Origin of the sequence: Bacillus sp. JNUCC-21 (assembly GCF_041222765.1) — a bacterium.
GTDB lineage: Bacteria > Bacillota > Bacilli > Bacillales > Bacillaceae > Bacillus > Bacillus velezensis.
The window spans coordinates 3,781,406-3,807,758 of sequence record NZ_CP166019.1; the positions used below are offsets into that span (position 1 = coordinate 3,781,406).

Genomic DNA, 26,353 nt, shown 5'->3' on the forward strand with positions numbered 1-26,353 from the left:
CCTTTCAGCCCGAACACAAACATGTAAACTCTCAATTATTGATTTCACAGCGTTCCCCGTAGCGGAGCACTTTGTAAACAGCCAATCCGTCTGACAGCTTATTATCCCCGTATTGCACCGGCAGAAGGGCAAAGAAAACATAATAAGTTGAAAAATAGACAAATTGGTAAAAAAATAAGTTTGGCTCGAGGACATCTTTCATGATCAGCAGATTTATTAAAAAGATAGAAGCGAGATTAAACAGACAGCCTCCGGAATAGACGAGCGCGCTCGTCAGGCGGTTATCTATCCGCAATTCGCCGAACTTGCAGAAAGAATCTATGAAGTAGATACGCCGAACCTGAATCGGCCCTACTTTTAGAAGACGTTTCCCCATTCCGATATCCAATGACGCCTTGCCTCCGAACAGCATGGCCATAAAGCTGTGCCCCGACACATGGATGACAGACACCATCGGCAGAATGATGAGAAATGATACGAAAAACTTTATCATATCATTGAATCCGAACAACAAATCCCCCCCTCGCATATGCTTTTTTCTCTCTTTTGCGATTTTTCCGTTTTTTTCTATGATCAAACGTTATAATGTGCATAAAAAAATAACCATCTGCTGATCAGATGGTTAAGAAAATTATATATCGTATAAACACTGTTCTTTTTGAATGTTTTCTCTCATGCGAATCGCTTTTTCATAAAAATACGCCGCTTCTTTATATTGCTCATGTGCGCTTGTGTAAACGGCGGCCTCCAAGGCGAAATCTTCAATATACACATACAGCGATTTTTCATTCATATAGTCAAACACTTCATGGATTAAATCCATATTGAGTGACTCCAAATAAAGCGCTTGTAAAAACTTATACTTCTCTAAACTGAATCGATCGCCCCGTTCTTTCGCGATCATGACCCCTCTTTCATAATAGGTAAGGGCCGCTTGGTCATCATGCAGCCTGAAAAGGGTGTGCGTTAAGCTGAACAGCGCCTTCGGAAGCTGTTCAAGCTGATGCTCTTCAAAAACGGGAACCGCTTTTCTAAAGTACCGGGCCGCTTCATCCAGATCTCGCTTTTCAGAATAACAATTCCCCAGATTGTAAAGCGAAGACCCGATCAGGCGGGGCTGTCCTTCAAGCAAAGAAAGGCGGAGGGCTTCGTCTAAATGCTCAAGCGCTTTGTCGTAGTTTTTGCAGTCGATGTAGTTTCCTGAGATGACGAAATGGCATTGAATTCTCCGCACTCTGTAGAAATCGTGTTTCATATACGTATCCAGCGCCTGAATCCCGTGATTCATGGAAAAATGAGTCTGCTTCATGACATAAAACACTTCAGACATCTTGAAATGGAATTCCGCCCTCTCTATATCATCCTCGACAAATGAAAGGAGTTTTTCCGCTTTCCGGTAAAAAGAAATAGCCGCAACATAGTTATTGTGATCGAATTCATACATCCCTCTGAACAAATGGAAATAATACTCAGACAGTCCCGATATGCTGTCCGTGCTTTCGATCGTCTTTTGCAGCTCGCTGTACTGAATCTGTGATTGTTCGGTGCATTCCGGCTTGACGTAATCAAGCATAATATGATGGCGGTAGCTGATCAGCTGATAATATAACAGCAGCAGCTGGTCTTCCTCCATACGTTGTATATCCTCATCAATTTCCTCTTTCAGCTTTATGGCATCAGCCGCTTGAAACGCTAAAATGTGCTTGTACCATTTGTTGATCTTGACTCCAACTTGAGATGACGGAATCTCGTATGCGGTCATGCCCCTTTCACAACCTTTTCTAATTTCTATTGGTTATATTTTAACATATTGTATGGCTTTGGAATTGCATAACTTGATTGTCCTGCATCAAAATTCCTATCATATATTTCGGCTGTCATCGGTATTTTTTGAACAGACCGCTCTCATATTGTGAATAAAAAAGCCTGCCCTTGTCCGGGCAAGCTTTTCTTCATCCGCCTATATAAGACATTTCCACTTTCTTTTTCCCATCCGTTTTAGAAAGCGCGCGGTCAATTGAATACTGATCCGTGCGATTTCTCCAGACAGAAGCGATGGATTCCGTCAATTCATCATCGGTCAGACCGCCGCGCACGAGTTTCCGAACATCATAGCCGCTTGACGCAAACAGGCACGTAAACAGCTCGCCTCTCGCCGACAGGCGCGCTCTGTTGCAGGAGGCGCAGAATGCATCCGAGACGGAGGAAATCACGCCGATTTCGCCGGAACCGTCAAGATAGCGGAACCTGGAAGCGACCTCTCCTTTATAATTCGCTTCTATCGGCTCCGTCGGCATGTGCTGGTTGATCAGATCAATAATCTCTGCCTTCGTGATCACGTCTTTTTTATTCCATTGATTCGTATTGCCTACATCCATAAATTCAATAAACCGGAGAATATGACCCTTTTCTTTAAAATAGCGGGCCATCGGCAGGATATCTTTTTCATTGACACCCTTTTGAACAACCATATTGATTTTCACACCGAGTCCGGCCGCTTTTGCCGCCTCAATGCCCTCAAGCACCTTGTTCACCGAAACCCCGCGGCCGTTAATGGCCTTAAACCGCTCATCCTCTAAAGAATCGAGGCTGACTGTCACGCGATGCAGCCCCGCCTGCTTCAGTTTTTCCGCATACACGGGAAGCAGAGAGCCGTTTGTCGTCATCGCGATATCTTTAAGTCCGGGGATGCGCGCAAGTTTTTTGATCAATTCAGGCATATCTTTTCTCATGAGCGGCTCTCCGCCCGTCAGCCTGATTTTTTCAACGCCGAAGCGGCCGACAAACAGCTTCGCAAGCCGCTCAAGCTCCTCGAAGGAGAGCAATTCCGTCTTTTGTAAAAATGGATAATCCGGTCCGAATAATTCGGCTGGCATACAGTACGTGCATCTGAAGTTGCAGCGGTCGGTTACAGAGATACGAAGATCCCTGAGCGGCCTTTCCCTTTTGTCTGTCACCCGGCGCGTTTCTGTATTCATAAGCCCAAGACCCCTTTCTATTGTTCAACCCGTTCAGGATGTGTGTATACGTTAAATGATCCGTTTCTGACAAAACCTATCGCGGTTATGTTCAACTCTTCCGCCATTTGCAGCGCGAGCTCCGTCGGCGCCGATTTTGAAATGACAATCGACACGCCGATTTTTGCGGCTTTTAATAAAACCTCCGAGGAAATCCGGCCGCTGAAGACGATCAGCTTGTCACGGACCGGCATTCCGTTTTTCAAACAGCAGCCGTACAGCTTATCCAGCGCGTTGTGGCGCCCGATATCCGTCCTCATAAAGAGCAGCTTTTCCGTATCGCACAGCGCCGCATTATGGACGCCGCCCGTTTCCTGGAAGGTGCCGCTTCCGCTTTGCATCTCCTTCATCAGGCGAAGGCACGTCTCAGGAGTTATGGTGATACGGCTGACGGCGGTTTTGGCCGTTTTCACATCCTGCTGAAAGTAAAAATGGCGGCCTTTCCCGCAGCATGAACCGATGACCCTCTTCGTATAGTCTTTTTGCTCAAGCACTCCGGGATTCGTCAGTTCAACATATGCAAACCCGAGACTTTCATCTATAGTAAAGCTTTTGATTTCTTTTTCAAAACGAATGACGCCTTCTGATGCGAGAAATCCGATGACGAGTTCCTCTAAATGGTCAGGCGTGCAGACGAGCGTAACAAATTCCTGCCCGTTCACCATGACGGTCAGCGGATACTCTGAAACCATCCGATCTGCCGTCTTTGTTAATACCCCTTTTTCATAGCGGTATATGTCTCTTACCGCTGTTGTTTTTTCATCCACTGTTTTCCCCTCCGCAGTATCCTTCTCTTTTATTCTTCCACAATCCCTGTATTTTGTCGAATTTGCGGTTTAAAAAAAGAGCCCTCTTAGGACTCTATGTTTCATTGCGATGATGTCTGCTCAGAATGGTGAATAAGATAACTGCGGCGATAATGGCCAATATACTGACGAATATGAAGGCGGCAAGCTTCAGAAAAATTCCGATCAGAACAAAAACGACTGCCGCCAGCACTAATATAATGCCTGCTCCTTTTAACAACAGCGTTCATCTCCTTTTATCCGTATCATTCCCGCGGTTCCGTTTTCTAAACAAAAAAGACGCCGCGCGGGCGTCTTTTTTTAACCTATTCTTTTGCTAAATCCTTTGCAGCGTCTTCCCAAGCCTGTTTGAACTCGTCCGCGCTGTCAGCTGAGACATATGTGCCGCCTCCCGCTTCCGCCGCTTTTTCAAGGCTTTCGCTTCCTTTCATGCCGAAGTTGAAGCCGATGATATTGACGATCGTGTTGACGTTCGCTTTACGGAGCTTTTGAATTTCGGCCTGAGGATTACCGCCGCATGTTTCTTCACCGTCTGTGATCAGATATACGACGTTTTTCCCTGTGGCGCCGGCCCGCTCAAATTCTTCACGCGTATCAGAAAGCGCTTTCGCAATCGGTGTCCAGCCGGTCGGTTTAATCTTGCTGAGTGATTGCTCAAATGGAGTCACGGCGTACGGCTGAAGGCCGTATAACGTTTCTGTCGCATTACATGATACGGCTTTGCCTGAGTTTTTATTATTGCCCTTATGCCCGAATACCCGAAGCATCAGATTCGTGTCTTCAGGAAGAACTTCCGCAAAAGAAGTGACAGACTCTTTCGCAACATCTATTTTACGCTCTCCCCCTGTTTTTTGTATCATGCTTCCGCTTGCATCAAACAGCACAGCAACGTTTGTTTCTTCGTGCTTTTTCTCAGCTGCAAAAACAGGTGATCCGAGTGAAAGCGTCAAAAGTCCGACAATCCCCGCAGTGAACATTTTTTTCATTTCCTTCATTCCTCTCCGTTTGTTTTTGGCCGATGGGCCCCCGGCTCTTCTCTATGCTAGATGACGTGTATGCAAAAAGATATAGGGCGGGATTCCTTTTGTATAAGCGGCTGTACGCCGTTAAAAATGAACAGAATTATGCGCATCATCCTAAAAAGATTGGATAAATGATGACAGATTTAATGCCTTTTTCGCCCTTTTTGTAATATAAGTCCGGAATCTGATTCTTTTTACAGTTTTCTCTTCACCTTTTCTTGAAATTTTTGTTAAATAAAAATAAAAAAAAGGGCCGATAAACGGCACCTTTTCTTATTCCGCTAATGAACTCGCTGCCATTGTAAAGATGCGGTTCATATCCTTTTGGCTGTGAGCTTCGTAATATTTTCCTCCGCCCGCTTTGGCAATCTCGTGAAGCTGGCCGTTGAAGCCTTCCTTAAAGTCAAAGCCGATCACGTTGACTTTAATATGCTGTTTGCGAAGTTCTTTCGCTGTCTTAACAGGATCTCCTCCGCATGTCTCCTCGCCGTCCGTCAACAGGAAAACGGATTTACTGCCAAGTTTGTGCAAACCGGTAAAGGAAGCCTTCGCATCCTCTAATGCTTTTGCAATCGGTGTCCAGCCCGTAGGCCCGATTCCGTTAAGAGAGTTAAGGAAGCTCTGTCTGTCAAACCTTTGGAATCCGTACACACCGCGAATGGATTCACAAGATTGAACCTTTCCGGAGTTTTTATTATTGCCTTCCGAACCGAAAACCGTCATTCTGACCTGTGATTTAGATTTAATTTGATCCGCAAAACGGACAATTTCTTCTTTTGCCATGTTGTATTTAGAAACACCGTCAATCCGTTTTGCCATACTGCCGCTCGCATCAAGTAAAATGGCGGTATTGTTTTTAAATGAAAGAGTCTTCTCGTTTGCATTCTCGGCAGCAAAAGCAGGAGATGCAGCAGTCAGCATCAATCCGAGCATGAGTATGAGTGAAAATGTTTTTTTCATTGCTTTTTCCCCTTTTCAATAGATTTACGTTCAACGCCGAACAATATTTATCGTAAATGAGATGAAAAGGGAAATAAATAGGACGGCGTTCCTCATTATTTTTGCGTATATTCACATAGAAGCGGCATTTTTATCAGTGATTTACACCCGGCGCTCAGCCTTCAATCGACATTTGTCAGCCTTTAGGCTTTCGTTATATGAGTCTGTTGGTTGCTTTACCGTTTATGGAATAGTTTTCAAAAAAACAGACGCTCATGAAAGCGTCTATTTTTTCGCCATATATTTGTTTAAAAATGAATCTGCTTCGGAAATGTCCACTCCCTGATAATAATGCTTGACGATGTCCGCCACTGATTTTCCCTGCTCCGCCATGTAATTGGCCCCGTACTGGCTCATGCCGACGCCGTGGCCGAATCCTTTTGTCGTAATTGTGATGCTGCCGCCGTTTCGTTTCCATTCAAAGTCGGCAGAACGGAGTCCGAGTTTTTCCCGGATGTCTCGTCCTTTCAGCTTTTTGCCGTTTATGACGGCCGTTGCCACTTGATGGCCCGGCGTTCTGGCTGTAATCTGTCCCACCGTGTTTTGTCCCGAGAGCTGTACGCCGAGCTTTTGCTGAAACTCCGGCACACTGAAGGTCTGGGTGGCAAGATATTTCGGCGATTGCTTATCCCACGGACTTTTCACGCTTTTTAAATAAGGAATGGCGCTTGTCCAATAGGCTTCCGCATTTTCCGTATACCCGTTACTCGTAGAGAAGAAAGATGCCTCAATCGGCTTGTTATCGTACGTTAAAATCTTTCCTTGCGTGCCGGCCACCGCGTTTGTGATTTTCTTGAGGTTGTGTGCGTACTTAGAACCCCATTCTTTTTTCAGCTGGCTTTTGCTTTGATAGACTTGGAACATTTGCGTATCATCCACCAGTGATCCTTTCGGCGCCTGGACGGCTGAGTCAGCGACCATCAGTCTGACGATGAATGTCCGGGCGGCGAGCGCCTGGGCTTTTAAGGCCTCCGGTTTAAAATCTGCGGGCATTTCGGAAGCCACGACACCGATCACGTACTCTTCAAGCGGAATGTTTTCTACAGAATGATTGGATGTCCGATAAACCGGAATGGATACAGGTGATTCTTTCAATGTTTCTGCTCCTTTTGTTTCTCGTGTGGTGTGTGCTGTTTTGTGTCCGGGCTCTCTGTTTACGGCTGCTCCTTTTTCTGCCTGAAACGGAAGGACGAGAATGGTGGGGACTAGAAGAATAAGTATACACAGCCCGGATAGTAGAAATACAATCGGTTTCATATATCAGCTGCCTCCTGCTTGGGATTCGACTCTACTTCATCTTATGGGCAGGGACAAGCTAATATGACTTCCTTTTGGACAGAATCTTTATTCCATTTTTCACGCGAAAAACGTATTCTTTTTTGGAAATCAGAGCATAATAATGATGATAAACCATAAAAAAACAGTATGCCAGATTGACATACTGTTTTTACAGCCATTATGCGTTTAGGTCAGTTACGACTTCTTTGCTTTCTTGTTCAGCGGCCGTTTCATCAACGACACGCTCGATGTCAGCGCCGAGAGCCGCAAGTTTTTGATGGAAATTCACATAACCGCGATCCAAGTGCTTCAGTTCCGTGACGCGTGTATGACCTTCAGCCACTAATCCCGCAAGAATCAGCGCCGCGCCCGCACGCAGGTCCGTAGCGGCAACTTCTGCGCCTTGCAGCTGTACAGGACCGTTAATGATCACAGAACGTCCTTCAATTTTAATGTCGCCATTCATCCGGCGGAATTCTTCAGCATGCATAAAACGGTTTTCAAACACAGTTTCAGTAATCATGCTTGTTCCGCTCGCACGGAGAAGCAGCGCCATCATTTGCGACTGCATATCAGTCGGGAATCCTGGGTGAGGCATCGTTTTAATGTCGATCGGCTTCAGCTGGGCAGGACCGATGACACGAAGGCCTTCTCCTTCATCCGTAATTTTGACTCCCATTTCTTCCATCTTCGCAATTAAAGACGTAAGATGCTCAGGAACCGCACCTTTGACTAATACATTTCCTTCCGTGATAGCCGCAGCAACCATGAAAGTACCCGCTTCAATACGGTCAGGAATGATGTTGTGTCTTACGCCGTGAAGCTTCTCGACACCTTCAATTTTAATGGTGCCTGTGCCGGCTCCGCGGATTTTTCCGCCCATCGCATTGATATAGTTCGCTAAGTCAACGATTTCAGGCTCTTTTGCCACGTTTTCAAGCGTTGTTGTTCCTTCAGCTAAAGCAGCTGCCATAATCAAGTTTTCTGTCGCACCCACACTTGGGAAATCTAAATAGATTTTTGCGCCCTGCAGACGGCCTTCTACTTCTGCTTCAATAAAGCCGTTGCCTACTTTGATTTTTGCACCCATTGCTTCAAAGCCTTTTAAATGCTGATCAATCGGTCTTGAGCCGATTGCGCAGCCGCCCGGAAGCGCTACTCTTGAATGACCCGTACGGGCTAACAGAGGGCCCATAACAAGCACTGACGCACGCATTTTGCGCACATATTCAAAAGGTGCTTCTGTTTCTAAAGCGTAAGAAGCGTTTACGGTAACTTCATTATTCTCAAAATGCACATCTGCTCCTAAATGACGCAACACTTCATTAATTGTATATACATCGGAGAGCGTAGGTACATCACATATTACGCTTTTTTCTTCACTTGCTAATAAAGATGCAGCGATAACTGGTAAAACGGCATTTTTTGCTCCTTCAACTTTCACTGTGCCGTTTAACTTCTGACCGCCGCGGACGATGATTTTTTCCAAGGTATTCCCCTCCGCGTCCCTATATTCTCTATATTAATATTCAGTCGTCACGATTGGTGTGCCAACCGTAACGGTATGTTTTTCGCCCATTCCCGCACTTCTAAGCGCAACTTGCACATTCATCTTATGTTTCGATGTCATGATGTAATCTGTCCACTTATATGTAAATGCAGAAACAGAAACGAAATGAGGCTCAACTACATGTTCAACTGGACTTGCTTCAAATTCTTTCATGAGCTGTTCTGCTTTTTTTTGCAAAACAATACTCATATTATCATTTAAATGACCCTTTAGACAAGTAAAAATAAATACTTTATTTTGAAATATGTCATGTGCCTGCCGTTCAAACTGTTCATATGTATCATTCCAGTTTTCCGGTTGCTCCGGGCTCATTTGCTCATATAATAAATACGAAGTTGGGTTCTGGTTTTTGAGGGTAGTGACGAGCTGCAGTTTAAAAGTTGTGTGATTTTTTTTGTCAGAATACGTGCCGACGGCCTTTACGATTTTATCTTCCCGCGCGGATTCCCAATGATATTGCGGATACTGCGTCTTCAGTTCTTTTACCTTGTCATCAAATTCACTCAGTGACAGGTTCAGATTTTCTTTCGCATGAAGCGTCCATTCATCTACAGTGACCTGCTGCCGCTCCATTCCTTCGGCAATCTGGGCAAGCGGAGACAGCTCACTTGCATGAATGGAATGAAATACCGCTATTAAGGCGCTTAAAAAAACAAAAAATAAGATGATGCGGCCTGCTCTTTTTTTCTTCATATCGATCTCTCCCCCTTACTCCCATTTTTGCCGGAGCCGGGGAAAGCGATACATGGAAAACTTCGTCAAAACTCGCCAAGCGGGTGAAGAAAAATTGGTTTCTCACCCAGCGATTCCCTTCATTTCAACAGACGAAACATCTTAAAATAAGTATGGAAGCTGTTTCGAATAGGTAAGATAATCTAAAAAGAAGTTGGCGACTGCCGTACCGATCGCAATGGTAAGAAGAATGATCAGCAGCCTCGCCTGCACTATTTTTCCTTTTCGGATCAGCGGATCAAAGTTGACGGCCTGAAGCGCCCACCATGTCACCGCAATGCATACCAGGTGAACCAGGATGCTGATTGCGGCCTGCTGCCCCAATACATTCACAAATTCCATCTCCTTTCATTTTTTCCGCCCCTCATATCCTCTCTTATTATATAAGAAGAAGAGAGAAAGATGATCATTTTTACATCAGAATTTTTATCCAAAATTAGGGGCAATCCCCGCTTAAATGTCCGTTCTCCGGCATGATATACTTTTTTGGAAAGGAGATGGGAATATGAATCATTCCTTTTTTCATCCGGAAAAGCAGTATGGAGAAACACTTCCCGTATTTGACCACGAGTGGGAAGCGATAGCATTCTACTATGATTATAGACAGTCTCAAACAGAGGAACTGAAAGAATTATGTCAGTTTTTCAACATTTCTCTTGATTATTCACGCGGCAGCCTGCTGGAAGTGGAAGCTCTTTACTTCCGCAGCATACAAGAGCTGCTTTTGGCGGATTGGAACCTGCCGATTGACGAATTTGAGAAAATGCTCAGCGTGTATGTCATCGATTGCGCCATCAGACACCATGACGATGCCGAATGGGTCGTCAAACCTTATCCGTATACGGACGGCGCTTATACGACGGGTGTGCGGAGAGGAAACAAAACGTGGCACACCGACAACTGCTGCGAACATTTATATCTGCAAAAAGAAGAGGATCATCCGCTTATCGGCGTCTATGAATCTCTTATGCGTTAATATAGAAAAAGAATCCTTCTCAGACAGCCGAGAAGGATTCTTTTTTAGTTTCCTGCAACATCCAATCTGTTTACAGCCCGCTGTAGCGCAAGCTCAGCCCGACGAATGTCAGTATCATCTGATCGTTTGTTCAAACGGTCTTCCGCCCGCTTTTTCGCAGCAAGGGCGCGCTCTTTATCAATGCTTTCCGCTGTTTCAGCGGCTTGTGCAAGGATAGTGACCTGATCAGGACGGACTTCTAAAAATCCGCCGCTGACAGCCGCCAATTCGGTCTGTCCGTCTTTTTTAAGGCGGACAGCGCCGATTTTAAGCGGAGCCACGGTCGGAATATGGCCAGGCAAGATACCGAGATCACCGCTCTCGGCTCTTACACTTACCATTTCAATATCAGCATCATATACTGGGCCGTCGGGAGTAACGATATTGACTTTAACGGTCTTCATGCTTTTACCCTCCTAGGACCAGATTAAACTTCTACACCCATCTCTTTTGCATTCTCAATGACTTCTTCAATGCGTCCCACAAGACGGAATGCATCTTCCGGAAGATGGTCATATTTACCGGAAAGGATTTCTTTAAAGCCTCGTACCGTTTCTTTAACAGGCACGTAAGAACCCTTTTGTCCCGTAAACTGCTCAGCTACGTGGAAGTTTTGAGAAAGGAAGAACTGGATACGGCGTGCGCGGTGAACGACAAGCTTGTCTTCTTCACCTAATTCGTCCATACCGAGAATCGCGATAATATCCTGAAGTTCTTTGTAACGCTGAAGCGTTGACTGGACTTCACGCGCCACCGCATAATGCTCTTCTCCGACAATTTCCGGAGCAAGCGCGCGGGAAGTGGAAGCCAGCGGATCAACCGCAGGGTAGATACCCATTTCAGTTAATTTACGCTCAAGGTTAGTCGTCGCATCCAAGTGAGCGAACGTTGTCGCCGGAGCCGGGTCAGTATAGTCATCGGCAGGCACGTAGATCGCCTGGATAGATGTAACTGAACCAACGTTTGTAGACGTAATACGCTCTTGAAGCTGACCCATTTCTGTCGCAAGCGTCGGCTGATAACCAACCGCAGAAGGCATACGGCCGAGAAGCGCGGAAACCTCTGAACCCGCTTGTGTGAAACGGAAAATGTTATCGATAAAGAACAGTACGTCCTGTCCTTGTTTATCACGGAAATGCTCAGCCATTGTAAGCCCCGTCAGTGCTACACGCATACGTGCGCCCGGCGGCTCGTTCATTTGTCCGAAGACCATGGCTGTTTTCTTGATAACGCCTGAATCGCTCATTTCGTAGAAAAGGTCGTTCCCTTCACGAGTACGCTCTCCTACACCGGCGAATACGGAAATACCGCCGTGCTCTTGCGCGATGTTGTTGATTAATTCCTGGATTAATACGGTTTTACCTACGCCGGCGCCGCCGAACAATCCGATTTTACCGCCCTTGATGTAAGGAGCGAGCAGGTCAACAACCTTAATTCCCGTTTCAAGAATTTCAACCTCAGTTGAAAGCTCATCGAATGAAGGAGCTGATCTGTGGATCGGGTCCTTTTGAGCATCCGCAGGCAGCGGTTCATTTAAATCAATTTTATCTCCCAGTACGTTAAATACGCGTCCGAGAGTCACATCACCGACAGGAACGGAAATTGGCGCACCTGTATCAACAGCTTCCATTCCGCGCTGAATTCCGTCCGTAGATGCCATGGCAATTGTACGGACTGTATCATCGCCTAAATGAAGAGCAACCTCTAGCGTTAGGTCGATGCCTACTTCATTTTCGCCTGTAGCTGGCTGTGAAACTTTAATCGCATTATAAATCGCAGGCAAGTGGCCGTCCTCGAAACGTACGTCGACAACCGGTCCAAGCACCTGACTTACGCGTCCTTTCTTCATCGCTATCCCTCCTGACAAAATCTTTCTATTCTAAAGCGGCTGCACCGCCGACAATTTCGGTAATTTCTTGTGTAATCGCCGCTTGACGCGCGCGGTTATATGAAAGCGAAAGTGAATCAATGAGTTCTTTCGCATTATCAGTCGCATTTTTCATTGCTGTCATTCTCGCAGCGTGTTCACTTGCTTTACTGTCAAGAAGCGCGCCGTAAATTAAGCTTTCCGCATATTGAGGAAGCAGCACTTCGAGCACCTCTTCTTCATCCGGTTCGAACTCGTAAGAAGCCGTGCGCTTCCCGCTGCTCGTTCCGAAATCCGTTAAAGGCAGCACTTTTTTCTCCGTCACTTCCTGTGAAATCGCACTGACGAAATGGTTATACACCAAATGCAGTTCATCAAAAGCGCCGTCGATAAACATTTGAACCGTCTGACGGGTCAAATCTTTAATCTGAGCAAAAGTGACCTCGTCGCCAAGCCCCACTAACTCAGACAAAATCGGCATTTCCCGTTTTTTGAAGAAATCGCGGCCGACTCTGCCGATTGCAATCACCGTGTATTCATCTTTAGACTGATGGCGTTCTTGAATGGTGCGGTAAGCGTTTCGCAAAACCGAACTGTTAAACGCACCCGCAAGCCCGCGGTCAGACGTAATGACGAGATACGCCGTCTTTTTCACTTCTCTTGAGACAAGCATCGGGTGTTTCGCGTTTTTCGCGCCTTTTCCGACGTTAAACACAACCTCCTGGATCTTATCCATATACGGAGCAAATGACTTCGCGTTGGTTTCCGCACGGTTCAGCTTCGCAGCGGATACCATCTGCATGGCTTTTGTAATCTGGCTTGTTTTTTTCGTTGACGTGATCCTTGACTTAATATCGCGTAATGAGGCCAAAGATTTCACCACCTTTATTCTTCATTTGCGTAAAAAGAGAGAAAAAGAGAACCTTTTTCTCTCATCTTCTAAGGGTTAGTTGCTTGGTGCAAATGTGCGTTTGAAGCCTTCGATTGCAGCTTTGAAGTCTTCATCAGCAGGAAGGTTTCCTGTTTTCGCAATGCCGTCAAGCAGATCTTTATGGTTTTGATCAAGGTACATGTAGTACTCTTCTTCAAAACGTCTGATATCCGCAACCGGAATATCATCAAGATATCCTTTTGTCAGCGCATAAAGAATGGCTACCTGTTTTTCAACCGGGAGCGGTTTATTCAAGTCTTGTTTCAGCACTTCAACTGTACGCGCACCGCGGTTCAGTTTCGCCTGAGTCGCCTGGTCAAGATCAGATCCGAATTGGGCGAACGCTTCAAGTTCACGGTATGAAGCCAGGTCAAGACGCAAAGTTCCCGCTACCTTTTTCATCGCTTTGATTTGGGCTGATCCGCCGACACGGGATACGGATAATCCGGCATTGATCGCAGGACGCACGCCTGAGAAGAATAGGTCGGATTGAAGGAAAATCTGTCCGTCAGTAATGGAAATGACGTTTGTCGGGATATAAGCGGAGATATCTCCTGCTTGTGTTTCGACGAACGGCAGCGCCGTAATTGATCCTGCGCCTTTTGCGTCACTCAGCTTAGCTGCGCGCTCAAGCAGACGGGAGTGAAGATAGAATACATCCCCGGGGAATGCTTCACGGCCCGGCGGACGGCGAAGAAGCAATGACAGCTCACGGTAAGCGGCCGCTTGTTTGGATAAATCATCATATACGACGAGAACGTGCTTGCCGTTGTACATGAATTCTTCACCCATTGTCACCCCTGCATACGGTGCAAGGTACAGAAGCGGAGCCGGCTGTGAAGCGGACGCTGTCACGACAATCGTGTAATCAAGCGCGCCATGCTTACGAAGTGTTTCCACTACGCCGCGCACTGTAGATTCTTTTTGACCGATCGCTACGTACACACAGATCATGTCTTGATCTTTTTGGTTTAAGATTGTATCAATCGCAACAGATGTTTTACCTGTCTGACGGTCACCGATAATCAGCTCACGCTGTCCGCGGCCGATCGGAATTAACGCATCGATCGCTTTGATACCCGTTTGCAGCGGCTCATGTACCGATTTACGGTCCATTACGCCTGGAGCCTGGCTTTCGATCGGACGTGTTTTGCTTGTCAGAATCGGACCCAGTCCGTCTACCGGCTGTCCGAGCGGGTTGACGATACGTCCGATTAATTCTTCACCTACAGGAACTTCCATGATGCGGCCCGTTCTTTTGACCTCATCACCTTCACGGATATCTCTGTAAGGTCCTAAGATAACGATACCTACGTTGGATTCTTCAAGGTTTTGAGCCATACCCAAAACGCCGTTTGAAAACTCAACAAGTTCACCGGCCATACAATTGTCAAGGCCGTGCACACGCGCAATACCGTCTCCGACTTGGATGACTGTACCTACGTCATGAACTTCAATTTCAGATTGGTAATTTTGAATTTGCTGCTTTATCAGCGTGCTAATCTCTTCAGCTTTGATGCTCACTTAGGTTTCACCCCTTCTATCGATTTCCTCCGGCAAGTTGACGTTCCATGCGCTCAAGCTTTCCGCTTACGCTTCCGTCATAAATCCGGTTTCCAATGCGGACTTTAATGCCGCCTATTAAATCCGTCTGCACTTCATTTCTGATTCTGAGCGAAGCGATTCCGGCTTTTTTTGCAAACACTTGAGACAATGATAACATTTCCGCTTCTGACAGCGGTTTTACTGAATAAACAACCGCGTCCTCTGTCTGACGGGCCTGATTGGCAAGTTTGATAAACTCGTCTGTGAGATCAGGCACAATCGAAGACCGGCGGCGGTCAATCAGAAGAAAAATCGTATGCAGCACAGACTCAGACAGTGCGCCGAACGATTGCTGAATCAGCTCTTTTTTCTTAGCGGCCGATACCTTCGGATGGCTTAACACTTCCTGTAATCCGGCTTCGTTCCGAAACACTTCTTTTAGCACGGTAAGCTCTTCTTCGATTTCATTGATTTGAGAAGTCTCAACGGCAATGTCGAAAAGCGCTGACGCGTATCGTTTAGAGACAGCAGATCCACTCATCGGCTTTCTCCTACCTCTTTAAGATAGTCCTGAATCAGTTGTTCCTGGGCTTGTTCATCAAGCTCTTTTTCAATCACTTTCGATGCGATTAAGACAGAAAGTGATGCGACTTGCTCGCGAAGTGCGGAAACCGCTTGTTCTTTTTCTTTGACAATTTCGGTTCTCGCCGCTTCTTTCAATCTTTCAGACTCGGCGCGTGCAGCCTGGATAATGTCTTCCTTCTGCTTTTCACCCAGTTTTTTCGCATTTTCAATGAGTGATTGTGATTCCTGTTTCGCTTCTTTTAAAAGAACGCGCTGCTCTTCAATCAGCTTCTGCGCTTCTTTATTTCTTTCTTCAGCGGACGTAATTTCGCCGGCGATATGATCTTCACGCTGTTTCATTATATTTAATAGCGGTCCAAGAGCGAATTTCTTGAGAAGCGCTAATAAAACTAGCATAGCTAACAATTGGAATAGGATATCTCCGCCGTTAAACGACAGTCCTAATTCAAGAGGTAATTGAGACATCTACTACGGCAACTCCCTTCTGCAGGTTTTCTCTGCTGATAAAAAGCCGTTTCGGGACGGCCTGCTTATCAGACATAAAGCAATGGCGAAGGTTCTCTTAGAGTGATCTTCGCCATTTTTAGTTCATATAAGGCTTTTTTGCTTAGCCAAAGAACGCTAAGAACGCGATAACGACAGCGATAATCGGAAGGGCCTCAACCAATGCGATACCCATGAACATAAGAGTTCTAAGTTCTTTTCCTGCTTCCGGCTGACGGGCAATTCCCTCTACCGTACGTGAAACGATCAGACCGTTACCAATACCTGCACCAAGTGCACCTAAACCGATTGCAATTGCAGCTGCTATTAAATTCATGAAAAAGTTCCTCCTTTAAAATGTTATCCGAATGGATATATGATTTTAATGATCATGACTGATTTTGTGTGACATGTACACCATCGTCAGCATCGTAAAGATAAATGCCTGGATGGTACCGATGAACAAGCTGAACGCCTGCCATGCAAGCATCGGAATAATGGCTCCGACTGTGCCGACCAAACCGAGAAAGAAACTGTTTGAGTAGAAATTCGTCGCCAGATTCGCAAGCAGGCCAAGAAGAATTTCCCCGGCGAAAATGTTACCGTAAAGACGAAGTCCGAGTGTCAGCGTATTCGCAAACTCCTCAATGATCTTCATCGGGAACATAAGCGGAACCGGTCTGAGGTAATCCTTAGAGTATTCCTTCAAACCTTTCATCTTCACGCCGTAATAGTGCGTTAACGACACAACCATAACGGCTAGAGTCAGAGTAATAGCCGGATCGGCCGTCGGTGATTTCCACCAAAGCTCGTGTCCGACCGTTACAGAAAACGGCAGCCCCAGCATATTTGATACAAATATGTACATCAGCAAGGTTACACCAAGCGCCAAGAAGTTAGCCCCTGTTTTTAAATCCATTGTACTGCCTATAATATTGCGGACAAAATCAACAATCCATTCCATGAAGTTCTGGGCTTTTCCCGGACGGATGGACAGCGTTCTCGTAGTGAGAATCGCAATCAGCAGCACAATCACACTTGCCACAGTAATCATCAGAATGTTTGTCAGATTAAAAGTAAGACCAAACAAATCAATAGTTCTGTAATCGTGATTCAATGGGTTTTCACCTCTCTTCCATTGATGAACGTTTGAGCTGAATAATGGAATCTATCATAATGACGGGATAAATTGTCATTAATCCAATAATCACACTTGCCACACTGACTTTATCGGGATATTTAAAGGCGACAGCCATCGCAAGTATCGCATTGCACCAACGCGCTGCGCTCCCGAGTGATCGTATGGACTTTCCTTTCGCCACGGCCTTGTCAAAAGCATTCATTCTTCTGGTCAAGAGCCACAAATTAAACAAACTGAAAACAGTTCCCAAAAAGAGGCCTAAAAAAACAGTTTTATACGCCGTAAGACCATATCCCAGCAAATAGATTGCTAAGATTACAAATACATATCTCCGTTGTCTGCTGAATGTAAGATTGGGATCGTCCATCAACTATCTGTCTCCTGATGAAAATGTAATATAATTCCTGGATACGGCAAAACATGCGGTTAACCCTTGCAGAAGGCCTTTTTTGTCCGCAAAACGGCCTGTTCGAAAAAACCACTCATCCTCCTGATGCCACGGGATGCTGTTTCATTCGCTTAGATAAATCCTCATATAACGGGTTTTTTGGAGGATTTAAAATGAGGATGGATACTAGAAATGAAAGGAATGAAAACCTTCTCATAATACCCTCGTTTAGCATACAATAGCCCCTAACATGTGTCAATCTGTTTAAAGTTAAAAAACTTTTTATACCGAAAGCATACACAGAATGTTCACAAATTCACCTATAAATGTATGAAGTCTGCCCATTCAGCAAATATCTGGATAAAAAAAGAAAACCCCCTGAATGAGGTTTTCCGATTTATTTGGTTCCGTACAGTCTGTCACCCGCGTCACCGAGGCCCGGAACGATATAGCCTTTTTCATTCAGTTTTTCATCAAGGGCTGCGATGTAAATATCAACGTCAGAATGATGTTTCTGCAGCTCTTCCACGCCTTCCGGAGCCGCTACAAGACACATAAAACGAATGTTTCTCGCGCCGCGCTTTTTCAGGCTGTTTATCGCTTCCACCGCAGAACCTCCCGTAGCAAGCATCGGATCCACGACAATAAATTCGCGTTCTTCTACATCAGAAGGAAGCTTGACATAGTATTCCACCGGTTTTAAGGTTTCCGGATCACGGTATAATCCGACATGTCCCACTTTAGCGGCCGGGATTAATTTCAGCATGCCGTCAACCATTCCGAGACCCGCTCTCAGGATCGGCACGATACCGAGTTTCTTCCCTGAAATCACTTTGGAAGTCGCTGTTTGAACAGGTGTTTTCACTTCCACTTCTTTAAGAGGAAGATCACGTGTAATTTCAAACGCCATCAGTGACGCGACTTCGTCCACAAGGTCTCTGAAATCCTTTGTGCCTGTATTTTCATTCCGAATATATGTCAGCTTATGCTGGATTAAAGGATGATCAAATACGTAAACCTTTCCCATACTGTGTTCAGCTCCTTTTTTGTTGTCCGAGTGACTTTTTCACACTTCTATTGATTCTACAGAAAAAGACAAACAGTTTCAAGAAAATCATAAAAAAACCCGCCGGATTAAGGTTCCGGCGGGTTTCTTCCTTATTAATAGCCTAGTTCTTTATATAAAGGAAACTTTTCAGTCAAGGCAGATACGCGCTGTCTCGCTTCTTCAAGTTTTGCTTCGTCTTCATGATGTTTCAGCGCGAGGCCGATGATGGCGCCGACTTCTTCAAGCGCGTCACCGTCAAAGCCGCGGCTTGTCACAGCTGCCGTACCGAGACGGATTCCGCTTGTGACGAACGGTTTTTCCGGATCGTAAGGGATCGCGTTTTTATTAGATGTAATGCCGATTTCATCAAGAACGTGTTCAGCGACTTTTCCGGTCAGTCCGAGAGAACGGAGGTCGACAAGCACAAGGTGGTTATCCGTTCCGCCTGATACGAGCTGAATGCCCTCTTTGTTCAGAGACTCAGCCAGGCGCTTCGCGTTCGAGATGACGTTTTGCGCATATGTTTTGAAATCATCTTCAAGCACTTCTCCGAAAGAAACGGCTTTGGCCGCGATGACATGCATAAGCGGTCCGCCTTGGATTCCCGGGAAAATGGATTTATCAATCTTTTTGCCGAACTCTTCACGGCAAAGGATCATTCCTCCGCGGGGTCCGCGAAGTGTTTTGTGAGTCGTTGTCGTTACAAAGTCAGCGTAAGGAACCGGATTCGGATGAAGACCGGCTGCGACAAGACCCGCGATATGCGCCATGTCTACCATGAAGTAAGCGCCGACTTCATCAGCGATTTCGCGGAATTTTTTAAAGTCGATCGTGCGGGGGTACGCGCTCGCTCCGGCAACGATGAGTTTCGGCTTATGCGCCAGCGCTTTTTCACGCACATCTTCATAATCTATATATTGCGTGTCTTTATCGACTCCGTATTCTACAAAGTTGTATTGAACGCCGCTGAAATTAACCGGGCTTCCGTGTGTTAAGTGGCCGCCGTGGGAGAGGTTCATCCCGAGCACCGTGTCGCCGTGCTCTAAAATCGTGAAGTAAACAGCCATGTTCGCTTGAGCGCCTGAGTGCGGCTGAACGTTTACATGCTCAGCTCCGAAAATCTCTTTCGCGCGGTCGCGGGCGATGTCCTCAACGACATCAACATGCTCACAGCCGCCGTAGTAGCGTTTGCCGGGGTAGCCTTCAGCATATTTGTTTGTTAAAACAGAGCCTTGTGCTTCCATTACCGCTTCCGTCACGAAGTTTTCAGAAGCAATTAATTCGATCTTAGTCTGTTGACGCTTACGCTCATCTTTGATGGCGTTAAACACTTGTTTGTCTTGTACAGGTAAATGTTTCATCAGCGAGATCCTCTCCTATCCGTTTCCTGTTCTTTATTTTTACCACCCTTATTGTACATGGTTTTTCAGGTGAATGTAACAGCTTATTTAAAAAAATCACAAAATTTAATTAGAAAACACGAACATTATACAGGAAAAGTATTTTCATCATTCGCATTCATAAACGGCGCGAATTCCGCCTATCAGCTTCGGCCTTGTCCGGGCCATCGTCACATGTGCTTCTCCAAGCTCACGGCTTGATATCCGGACAGGGACGGCAACGGGTTTCAGATGCATGCCGATGAACGTATCACCGATGTCAATCCCGGCGTCAGCCTGAATCGATTCAGCGAGCACGGGAGAACGCATCTGCCGGTATGCATAAGAGGCCATTGCTCCGCCCGCTTTCGGGACGGGGACGGCTGAAACAATGGGGAGCCTGAACCGCTCGGCCGTTTCCGCTTCAATGACAAGCGCCCTGTTTAAATGCTCGCAGCATTGAAAAGCAAGATGCACACCCGTTTTTTCCTTAAACCGGTTAAGTCCGCCGTATATCAATTCAGCCCAATCCCCGCTTCCGGCGGTGCCGATCCGGCTTCCGGCGGCTTCACTTGTACTGCACCCGATCACCAGCAGACTGCCGTCCGTCAGTCCTGCCTGCTCTTGAAACTCAGTCAGCATGTCCGTCCATTTTTGCTTCATCTCTTCCATTGTCCAGCACCTCTTACAGATTTTTTTCTTCGTAATCTGCGATTTTGCCGATCCGCCGTTCGTGGCGGCCGCCCGTAAATTCAGTCGTCAGCCAGACTTTTGCGATTTCGCGCGCCAGCCCCGGGCCGATGACGCGTTCGCCCATCGCAAGAACATTCGTGTCATTGTGTTCACGCGTCGCTTTTGCGCTGAAGGTGTCATGGGCAAGCGCACAGCGTATGCCCTTTACCTTATTTGCGGAGATGCTCATGCCGATGCCTGTGCCGCAAATTAAAATTCCCCTGTCAGCTTCGCCGTTCACCACTTTTTCCGCTACCGGAAAAGCGTAGTCTGAATAATCGACAGAGCCGGCGCCGCATTCACAGCCCATATCAATGTATTCAATCTGCAATTCATCCAAAAGACTTTTTATTTCTTCGCGGATATGGACGCCGCCGTGATCTGACGCAATAGCTACTTTCATTCATTTACCTCCTAGGTGTGGCTGGGCGAAGACAGCCCAGTGTGCTTGTCCTTTTTATTACGAAATCCGTTGATTTCATTCTACTCTTTCACATTCGTTTTGCAAATGACCTGTTTGCAGATTTTCTGACAGATTACTTGCTTTTTCCGTCAAGCAATTGATCAGCCAAAAGGGTCAGCAGCTCCTCCAGTTCGTCCCGCGTTTGTTTATAAACATCAAGCGGACCGCCGAACGGGTCAGAGATATCGCCGTTTTCTCCCGTTACGTATTCTTTAATGGTAAAGACTTTGCCCTGACTGTTTTGATATCGGCCTTCAATCAGCTGTTTGTGCTGTTCCGTCATCGCCAGCACCAGATCAGCCGTCTCGATATGTTCTTCCGATAAGGGAGATGAACTGTGATTGAGAGCGATCCGTTTTTCAAACAGCGCTTCTACGGCATGGGCTGACGCTTTTCCGTTCGGAGACGCGAATACGCCGGCCGAACTTACGCTGACGTCCAGCCCTTTCGTTTCTGCAATGGATTTAAAAAGAGCCTCAGCCATGGGACTGCGGCACGTATTGCCTGTACAAACAAAGATTATTTTCATGTCCGTCACCTCTTACTGCCTATTATAAATGAAGAAAAAAGAAACGGCATCTTCGTTTCTTTTTTTACGTATCTTATATCGGTAAAAGCAGTTTCAATCCGAATCCGATCAAAATGGCTCCGCCAAGCGCTTCGCTGTAGGAGCCGAGCCACGACTGCACCTTTCTTCCCGCCAAAAGGCCCGCCCATGTTAAAACGGTGCTGAAGACCCCGAACAGCGTAACGGCCAGAAACGGATTGGAACCGTTCATCCCGAGACTGAGCCCGACAGAAAAGCTGTCCAGACTGACACCGACCGCAAACAGCAACAGTCCCGAGCCTGCCGGAGATATGAGCGGCCCGTCTGATTGTTTAAACGCGGCGATGATCATCTGCACCCCTAAAATGAAAAGAAGAGATCCGCCGATGTAAACGGCGAGCATCCCCAAAAAACCGGACAGCAGATGCCCGGCCGCCATTCCCGCAAGCGGCATCATGACATGAAACAGCCCGATGACAACCCCTATATGAAAAATCTGTTTTTTCTTCAGCTGAATCATTCCCATTCCGAGCCCGACGGAAAAGGCATCCGTCCCCAAAGCAAATGCCATGATGCTTAAGGAGACAAGTTCCCCGATGAATAGATTCGACATGAAATAAAAACCCCCTTGGACGTGCCCGCTTGTTTAGCTTATGCATGTCCGATAAGGGGTAGAACAAGTTAATGGATAACGGTGCCGCCTGCGGCTTTCATCAGCCTGTTCATAATGGCAAGCCCCACTCCGGTATCGGGAAAGGACTCAGAAATAATCATGTCCACTTCCGCTTCATCAAAGCTGCGGAGCGCATCGTATAAGGCGGACGCCACTGTTTCAAGGTCGGCGCGTCTGCCGCAGACCTTGATATAATCAGCCTGGTAACTATCGGCGTTCTCTTCTGTTGTCAGAATGCCGATTCGTTTCCCCCGGCTTTTATATGCGTCTGCCAGTTCTTGAATTCTCCGGGCGCCGCCGTCGGCAATAGCCATCGGCGCAGAAGGCGCGTAATGTGTATATTTCATACCGGGAGAAATAGGAACCTCATCTTCTTCGGTCAGCCCTTTATCCACAAGAACCGGACCGGCGGCGGATTCAATCTGCTCTTTTGTCACGCCGCCCGGACGAAGCAGCACGGGCTGTTTCCCCGTACAGGACAGAACGGTTGATTCCACTCCGATTCCCGTCGCGCCGCCGTCCACAATACCGGCAATGCGGCCGTTTAAATCATGGGCTACATGCTCGGCCTTCGTCGGGCTCGGTTTTCCTGATAAATTGGCGCTCGGCGCGGCGATCGGCAGTCCGGCCGAGCTGATGAGGGCTAATGCTGCCGGATGATCAGGCATTCTGACCGCTACCGTCTCAAGTCCCGCGGTGACACGGGGTGACAGCACACCGGGCTTACACGGCAGAACAAGGGTCAGCGCCCCCGGCCAGAATAGCTTCATAAGCTTTTTCGCCGTCTCAGGAATATGGCTGATAAAACGATCAAGCTGGCTGATATGGGATATATGCACAATCAGCGGGTTATCGCTCGGCCTTCCTTTCGCCTCATATATTTTCGTTACGGCTTCCGTATTTTCAGCGTTAGCGCCCAGTCCGTAAACGGTTTCTGTCGGAAAAGCCACAACCTCATTCTGCCGCAGCAATTCCGCGGCTTGTGTAATCTGGGGATCGGTTGTGGATAATTCTGCGGAACAATCCACAAACCATCTTCTTGTTTTCATGTATAACCAAACTCCTTATTTTAAAGCGGTAAAACTTTATTTTCTCTCGTGTATTCCTTTTGAAAGTATAAAAGATGTCCTTTAATAAAACAAGTGTTATCCACAAACTGTGGACAACACTTTTTAATAAGTGGATAACCTTGTGTATAAGTTAGATCAGGCAGAGGTTTTCACCATTAAAAACGAACCTTCTGTGCATAACGAGTTGCGGAAATGTTCGGACGTATACAGTTCATCAGGCGCATCGGCGCACGCTTCAAATCCCATCACATTCAGAAACTCAGCAGATGAGGGCTGATTGGCGACTAAGTAGACATCTTGAATCTCATGTTTTTTGCACAGCACATCCATACTTTGAAACAGTGTAACGATATGGCTTTGATTCAGCCTGTCCGACATGACGAGTGAACGGAGAAGCCCTTTTCCGCCGCTGAATTTTTCGATCCCGAGACAGGCGGCAATCATTTTTTCGCTGTCTTCCAGTACGATAAACCGGCTGATCTGCTGATCGATTTCCGCATGTGCCGTATCAGCCTTTTTCAAAAAGGCCTCCAGCGCCTCCGTATCTTGATCTCTTGCCACTCTCAGCTGATAAAACATATATTTCCCTCCGTTTCGATCAACTCTTTCTTCCAATCTATGAATCGAATCCGGATTTATGCCTTTTACTTCAGGAAAATAGATCTGAAATCCAATCGACGAGGAAAAACTTCACTTCGGTATCATCGTCATCTTTATTTTCTTTCTTCGCTTTATCAGCCTTTGCTTTTACGTCATCCAGCACTTTTTTAGTCTGTTTCTGCGTTTCTTCCTGCTTCTGTCCGCCCTCTTCCTGATCTTTCACCGCTTCGCCGTTTGAGAAATCAAGGAAGCACAGCGGCGGAAACAAGACGCACCACCAGTTGGCGCCCTCGCCATTGCCGAGTGTAATTAAAATCGCTTCATATTTTCCGGCCGGATAGACCATATTGCCGTAGAGCTTTGTCGGAAACGAGATTTTATTGAATTGAACTGAAACGGATTGATGCGCACCCTTTTCTTTCATCGTTTGTTTGGCGATTTCTTTAATTTCAGGAAGCTTCGAACGAATGAGCCGCCGCGCTTCTTCAATGGAAGTGATATCTTTCACCCAGTCCGTGATTTGCTTGTTTACAGCATCTCTGATCTGGCGCTTGAGCTTTTGATCCTCATCGTTATCACTGTTGGCCAAAATTCTGAGCCGGATCGCTTCATCCGGTATGACGACGGGCTCATCGGCTGATGCCCGCGCCGTTTCTTCTTTTGTCAAACCCGCAAGCGCTCCTGATAATAAAAGAAAAATATATATGCAGATCATCATTGTCTGTTTCATCGGTCCCCACCGTTCCTCTCCGTGCTTTTTTTATCTAGTCCCATTATGGACATGACGGAAAAGGTTTAAACCGGCGGGAAGAAAAAAATCTAGCAAGCTGATAATCTGCATTGACAGATTCAAAATATGGTACGATATTATTTTGATAGGAGGTTTTCAGATGAAATATAATTATACCGTGCTGCTGTCGGCGGCATGTATGTCTGTCATTTATTCTATTTTGTATGTTCATCAATTCATTATCGCGGCTTTCATTTCGATGGCGTTTTATTTTTTGTTTCCTTATTTGATTTTTGCGCTGCCGCTTCAATACTTTCTGAATAAAAAGCCGAAGAGATTTCATCCGCTGTATTTTCTTTATTATCTAGGGGTGTCATTCATTGCAAACGGGATCATCTTCGGTCTTTTGCAGCCGTCAGGCCAATCTCTGTTTTCTAATTCAGCCTTTTATATCTTTGCGGTTTTAACAGCCGTCGTCTATTGGGTATGGGATTCCGTATTGCTGCAAAGACAAAATCCGGCTACAGAAGCGTAATCAGCAGACAGCCGGCTGAAGGGAGAGCGGCGCAAAAGAAAACGGCGGCCATCTTTAAACGGGCGTGCCGTCCTTCTTCTGTTTCAGAATGATAATTGGCCCGCTGCTCCGCTCCGCTTACGGCCAACCCGGAAACGATGATCGCTGTGACGATAAGAACAGCCGTAACGGCGCCGAAAATGATATCAACGCCAAACGGCAGAACAAACCCCGCCGCATAAGCTGCGGCGGCGAGTATACATCCGAAGGCGAACGCTTTTTTCAAGGCGGATGCCCCTTTCATTTTCTTTCCATTGTAACAAAAGCCCGCCGTGTGCGTCACCGGCGGGCTTTTTTCATGATGTGATGACCGCGGATACGGTTCTGTCTTTTCCGTTGATGTCCTGTACGACTTCCACTTCCGCATTCGGAAAGGAATGACGGAACAGGTCTTTCACGGCTTTCCCCTGATTATATCCGATTTCAAAGACGACAAGCGCTTTATCTTTCATGACAAGAGGCAGCTCCTCCATAAACCGCTTGTAGAATTTCAAACCGTCACCGCCGTCCGTAAGAGCATGAAGCGGCTCATGGAAACGGACGATATCCGACAAATCCGCCATTTCTTCTTCAGAAATATACGGCGGATTGGAAACAATAATATCCGCTTTTTTCCCTGATGAAATAAAAGGAGTTAACAGATCTCCCTGCAAAAAACAGACGTCCGCTCCGAGGTTTTGCGCATTTCTTTCCGCCACCTGCAGCGCTTCTTTTGAAATATCCGAAGCCGATACTGAAAAATGTCCGCATTCAAGCGCGAGCGTCACCGCAATGGCTCCGCTCCCCGTACCGATATCAATGACGTTCAGTCGTTCTGCCTCGGAAAATGCCCGCTTCTGTCTGTCCAGCAGATGAAAGACGACTTCTTCCGTTTCCGGACGCGGAATGAGAACATCGTCATTCACAAAAAATTCCCTGCCGTAAAACTGTTCTTTCCCGATAATATATTGAATCGGAATACCTTCTTTATGCATCTCCACGTGCCGTCTGAATCGATAAAGCTCGTCCTCGCCGACGGGCTCCTGCAGACTTGCGAGAAGTTTGCTCCGATCCATTCCGGTATCATTTAACAACAGCAGCTCGGCCGCGTTTTTTTCTCTTCCCGCTTCGGTTAAATAAGAAGAAGCCCAGCTTAGGGCTTCAAAAACGGTCTTCATC

The 26,353-nt window shown here is 46.5% G+C and carries 33 protein-coding genes; 2 read left to right on the forward strand and 31 right to left on the reverse strand.

Going from position 1 to position 26,353, the window contains the following annotated elements; translation table 11 throughout:
- Window positions 1–31 precede the first annotated feature (31 nt).
- The 11 genes from JNUCC21_RS19200 to JNUCC21_RS19250 all read right to left on the reverse strand — a co-directional run bounded on the left by JNUCC21_RS19200 (window position 32) and on the right by JNUCC21_RS19250 (window position 9,757).
- A complete protein-coding gene (locus JNUCC21_RS19200; protein ID WP_015418408.1) occupies window positions 32–511 on the reverse strand; it encodes a hypothetical protein in 480 nt (159 codons plus the stop codon).
- Between the two features lie 120 nt (window positions 512–631).
- Window positions 632–1,762, reverse strand: coding sequence for a tetratricopeptide repeat protein (locus JNUCC21_RS19205; protein WP_007407584.1), 1,131 nt, complete (start codon window positions 1,760–1,762; stop codon window positions 632–634).
- A 190-nt stretch (window positions 1,763–1,952) separates the two neighbouring features.
- Entirely contained in the window at window positions 1,953–2,978 is a 1,026-nt protein-coding gene (moaA, locus tag JNUCC21_RS19210; RefSeq protein WP_012118655.1) for a GTP 3',8-cyclase MoaA, read from the reverse strand.
- 17 nt (window positions 2,979–2,995) lie between these two features.
- The gene (gene fdhD / locus JNUCC21_RS19215) at window positions 2,996–3,784 is read right to left on the reverse strand and encodes a formate dehydrogenase accessory sulfurtransferase FdhD (RefSeq protein WP_015240754.1); all 789 of its coding nucleotides are present in this window, start codon (window positions 3,782–3,784) and stop codon (window positions 2,996–2,998) included.
- A gap of 94 nt (window positions 3,785–3,878) precedes the next feature.
- Window positions 3,879–4,043, reverse strand: a complete 165-nt coding sequence (locus tag JNUCC21_RS19220) for a hypothetical protein (RefSeq protein WP_003151191.1) — start codon at window positions 4,041–4,043, stop codon at window positions 3,879–3,881.
- 85 nt (window positions 4,044–4,128) lie between these two features.
- The gene (locus JNUCC21_RS19225; RefSeq protein ID WP_012118657.1) at window positions 4,129–4,809 is read right to left on the reverse strand and encodes a VWA domain-containing protein; all 681 of its coding nucleotides are present in this window, start codon (window positions 4,807–4,809) and stop codon (window positions 4,129–4,131) included.
- Window positions 4,810–5,118: 309 nt separating this feature from the next.
- Window positions 5,119–5,805 carry a VWA domain-containing protein gene (locus tag JNUCC21_RS19230; RefSeq protein WP_007407590.1) on the reverse strand — a complete coding sequence of 229 codons (687 nt, stop codon included), beginning with the start codon at window positions 5,803–5,805 and terminating at the stop codon, window positions 5,119–5,121.
- A gap of 264 nt (window positions 5,806–6,069) precedes the next feature.
- Window positions 6,070–7,101: a stage II sporulation protein D gene (gene spoIID / locus JNUCC21_RS19235; RefSeq protein WP_064115298.1), complete on the reverse strand. Its 1,032-nt coding sequence runs from the start codon at window positions 7,099–7,101 to the stop codon at window positions 6,070–6,072.
- 199 nt (window positions 7,102–7,300) lie between these two features.
- Window positions 7,301–8,611 (reverse strand): UDP-N-acetylglucosamine 1-carboxyvinyltransferase, encoded by a 1,311-nt coding sequence (murA, locus tag JNUCC21_RS19240; RefSeq protein ID WP_007614362.1) that lies wholly within the window; start codon window positions 8,609–8,611, stop codon window positions 7,301–7,303.
- A gap of 33 nt (window positions 8,612–8,644) precedes the next feature.
- Complete coding sequence (locus tag JNUCC21_RS19245; protein ID WP_015418413.1) at window positions 8,645–9,385, reverse strand: YwmB family TATA-box binding protein; 741 nt, start codon at window positions 9,383–9,385, stop codon at window positions 8,645–8,647.
- Between the two features lie 141 nt (window positions 9,386–9,526).
- A complete protein-coding gene (locus JNUCC21_RS19250) occupies window positions 9,527–9,757 on the reverse strand; it encodes a DUF1146 family protein (protein ID WP_003151181.1) in 231 nt (76 codons plus the stop codon).
- A gap of 172 nt (window positions 9,758–9,929) precedes the next feature.
- Here JNUCC21_RS19250 and JNUCC21_RS19255 point away from each other — a divergent pair, with 172 nt between their 5' ends.
- Complete coding sequence (locus JNUCC21_RS19255; RefSeq protein WP_007407595.1) at window positions 9,930–10,400, forward strand: hypothetical protein; 471 nt, start codon at window positions 9,930–9,932, stop codon at window positions 10,398–10,400.
- 44 nt (window positions 10,401–10,444) lie between these two features.
- On the opposite strand, the gene JNUCC21_RS19260 is transcribed toward JNUCC21_RS19255, so the two are convergent.
- From JNUCC21_RS19260 to spoIIR, 18 genes are all read right to left on the reverse strand, one after another.
- On the reverse strand, window positions 10,445–10,843 hold the full coding sequence (locus JNUCC21_RS19260; protein WP_003151176.1) for a F0F1 ATP synthase subunit epsilon: 399 nt from the start codon (window positions 10,841–10,843) through the stop codon (window positions 10,445–10,447).
- A gap of 23 nt (window positions 10,844–10,866) precedes the next feature.
- On the reverse strand, window positions 10,867–12,288 hold the full coding sequence (gene atpD / locus JNUCC21_RS19265; protein WP_003151173.1) for a F0F1 ATP synthase subunit beta: 1,422 nt from the start codon (window positions 12,286–12,288) through the stop codon (window positions 10,867–10,869).
- A 25-nt stretch (window positions 12,289–12,313) separates the two neighbouring features.
- Window positions 12,314–13,177, reverse strand: a complete 864-nt coding sequence (gene atpG, locus JNUCC21_RS19270) for an ATP synthase F1 subunit gamma (RefSeq protein ID WP_025285409.1) — start codon at window positions 13,175–13,177, stop codon at window positions 12,314–12,316.
- Window positions 13,178–13,252: 75 nt separating this feature from the next.
- Window positions 13,253–14,761 (reverse strand): F0F1 ATP synthase subunit alpha, encoded by a 1,509-nt coding sequence (atpA, locus tag JNUCC21_RS19275; protein ID WP_003151170.1) that lies wholly within the window; start codon window positions 14,759–14,761, stop codon window positions 13,253–13,255.
- A 16-nt stretch (window positions 14,762–14,777) separates the two neighbouring features.
- Entirely contained in the window at window positions 14,778–15,323 is a 546-nt protein-coding gene (locus tag JNUCC21_RS19280) for a F0F1 ATP synthase subunit delta (RefSeq protein WP_003151169.1), read from the reverse strand.
- A complete protein-coding gene (gene atpF / locus JNUCC21_RS19285) occupies window positions 15,320–15,832 on the reverse strand; it encodes a F0F1 ATP synthase subunit B (protein WP_003151168.1) in 513 nt (170 codons plus the stop codon). Before atpF ends, JNUCC21_RS19280 begins: the two co-directional genes overlap by 4 nt.
- 142 nt (window positions 15,833–15,974) lie before the next feature.
- On the reverse strand, window positions 15,975–16,187 hold the full coding sequence (gene atpE / locus JNUCC21_RS19290) for a F0F1 ATP synthase subunit C (protein ID WP_003151167.1): 213 nt from the start codon (window positions 16,185–16,187) through the stop codon (window positions 15,975–15,977).
- 45 nt (window positions 16,188–16,232) lie between these two features.
- Window positions 16,233–16,967: a F0F1 ATP synthase subunit A gene (atpB, locus tag JNUCC21_RS19295; RefSeq protein ID WP_003151158.1), complete on the reverse strand. Its 735-nt coding sequence runs from the start codon at window positions 16,965–16,967 to the stop codon at window positions 16,233–16,235.
- Window positions 16,968–16,974: 7 nt separating this feature from the next.
- Window positions 16,975–17,358 (reverse strand): ATP synthase subunit I, encoded by a 384-nt coding sequence (gene atpI / locus JNUCC21_RS19300; protein WP_003151155.1) that lies wholly within the window; start codon window positions 17,356–17,358, stop codon window positions 16,975–16,977.
- 418 nt (window positions 17,359–17,776) lie between these two features.
- Window positions 17,777–18,406, reverse strand: a complete 630-nt coding sequence (gene upp, locus JNUCC21_RS19305) for a uracil phosphoribosyltransferase (RefSeq protein WP_003151154.1) — start codon at window positions 18,404–18,406, stop codon at window positions 17,777–17,779.
- A gap of 134 nt (window positions 18,407–18,540) precedes the next feature.
- Window positions 18,541–19,788: a serine hydroxymethyltransferase gene (glyA, locus tag JNUCC21_RS19310; RefSeq protein ID WP_015240756.1), complete on the reverse strand. Its 1,248-nt coding sequence runs from the start codon at window positions 19,786–19,788 to the stop codon at window positions 18,541–18,543.
- A 147-nt stretch (window positions 19,789–19,935) separates the two neighbouring features.
- Window positions 19,936–20,478 carry a TIGR01440 family protein gene (locus JNUCC21_RS19315; protein WP_007407598.1) on the reverse strand — a complete coding sequence of 181 codons (543 nt, stop codon included), beginning with the start codon at window positions 20,476–20,478 and terminating at the stop codon, window positions 19,936–19,938.
- A gap of 13 nt (window positions 20,479–20,491) precedes the next feature.
- Entirely contained in the window at window positions 20,492–20,941 is a 450-nt protein-coding gene (gene rpiB / locus JNUCC21_RS19320) for a ribose 5-phosphate isomerase B (protein WP_003151149.1), read from the reverse strand.
- A gap of 133 nt (window positions 20,942–21,074) precedes the next feature.
- A complete protein-coding gene (locus tag JNUCC21_RS19325; protein ID WP_007407600.1) occupies window positions 21,075–21,530 on the reverse strand; it encodes a low molecular weight protein arginine phosphatase in 456 nt (151 codons plus the stop codon).
- Window positions 21,531–21,603: 73 nt separating this feature from the next.
- On the reverse strand, window positions 21,604–22,161 hold the full coding sequence (locus JNUCC21_RS19330; protein ID WP_015418417.1) for a manganese efflux pump MntP family protein: 558 nt from the start codon (window positions 22,159–22,161) through the stop codon (window positions 21,604–21,606).
- A 68-nt stretch (window positions 22,162–22,229) separates the two neighbouring features.
- Window positions 22,230–23,270, reverse strand: a complete 1,041-nt coding sequence (locus JNUCC21_RS19335; protein ID WP_080130569.1) for an L-threonylcarbamoyladenylate synthase — start codon at window positions 23,268–23,270, stop codon at window positions 22,230–22,232.
- Window positions 23,271–23,426: 156 nt separating this feature from the next.
- On the reverse strand, window positions 23,427–23,870 hold the full coding sequence (locus JNUCC21_RS19340) for a hypothetical protein (protein WP_007407603.1): 444 nt from the start codon (window positions 23,868–23,870) through the stop codon (window positions 23,427–23,429).
- A 70-nt stretch (window positions 23,871–23,940) separates the two neighbouring features.
- Window positions 23,941–24,621, reverse strand: coding sequence for a stage II sporulation protein R (spoIIR, locus tag JNUCC21_RS19345; RefSeq protein ID WP_015418420.1), 681 nt, complete (start codon window positions 24,619–24,621; stop codon window positions 23,941–23,943).
- Between the two features lie 160 nt (window positions 24,622–24,781).
- Between spoIIR and JNUCC21_RS19350 the strand changes: the two genes are divergently transcribed.
- On the forward strand, window positions 24,782–25,156 hold the full coding sequence (locus JNUCC21_RS19350) for a UPF0715 family protein (RefSeq protein ID WP_003151143.1): 375 nt from the start codon (window positions 24,782–24,784) through the stop codon (window positions 25,154–25,156).
- Here JNUCC21_RS19350 and JNUCC21_RS19355 read toward each other — a convergent pair.
- Window positions 25,143–25,421 carry a DUF5316 family protein gene (locus tag JNUCC21_RS19355; protein ID WP_020954349.1) on the reverse strand — a complete coding sequence of 93 codons (279 nt, stop codon included), beginning with the start codon at window positions 25,419–25,421 and terminating at the stop codon, window positions 25,143–25,145. The genes JNUCC21_RS19350 and JNUCC21_RS19355 overlap by 14 nt on opposite strands.
- A 70-nt stretch (window positions 25,422–25,491) precedes the next feature.
- Window positions 25,492–26,352 (reverse strand): peptide chain release factor N(5)-glutamine methyltransferase, encoded by an 861-nt coding sequence (prmC, locus tag JNUCC21_RS19360; protein ID WP_015240760.1) that lies wholly within the window; start codon window positions 26,350–26,352, stop codon window positions 25,492–25,494.
- Between the last annotated feature and the right edge of the window lies 1 nt (window position 26,353).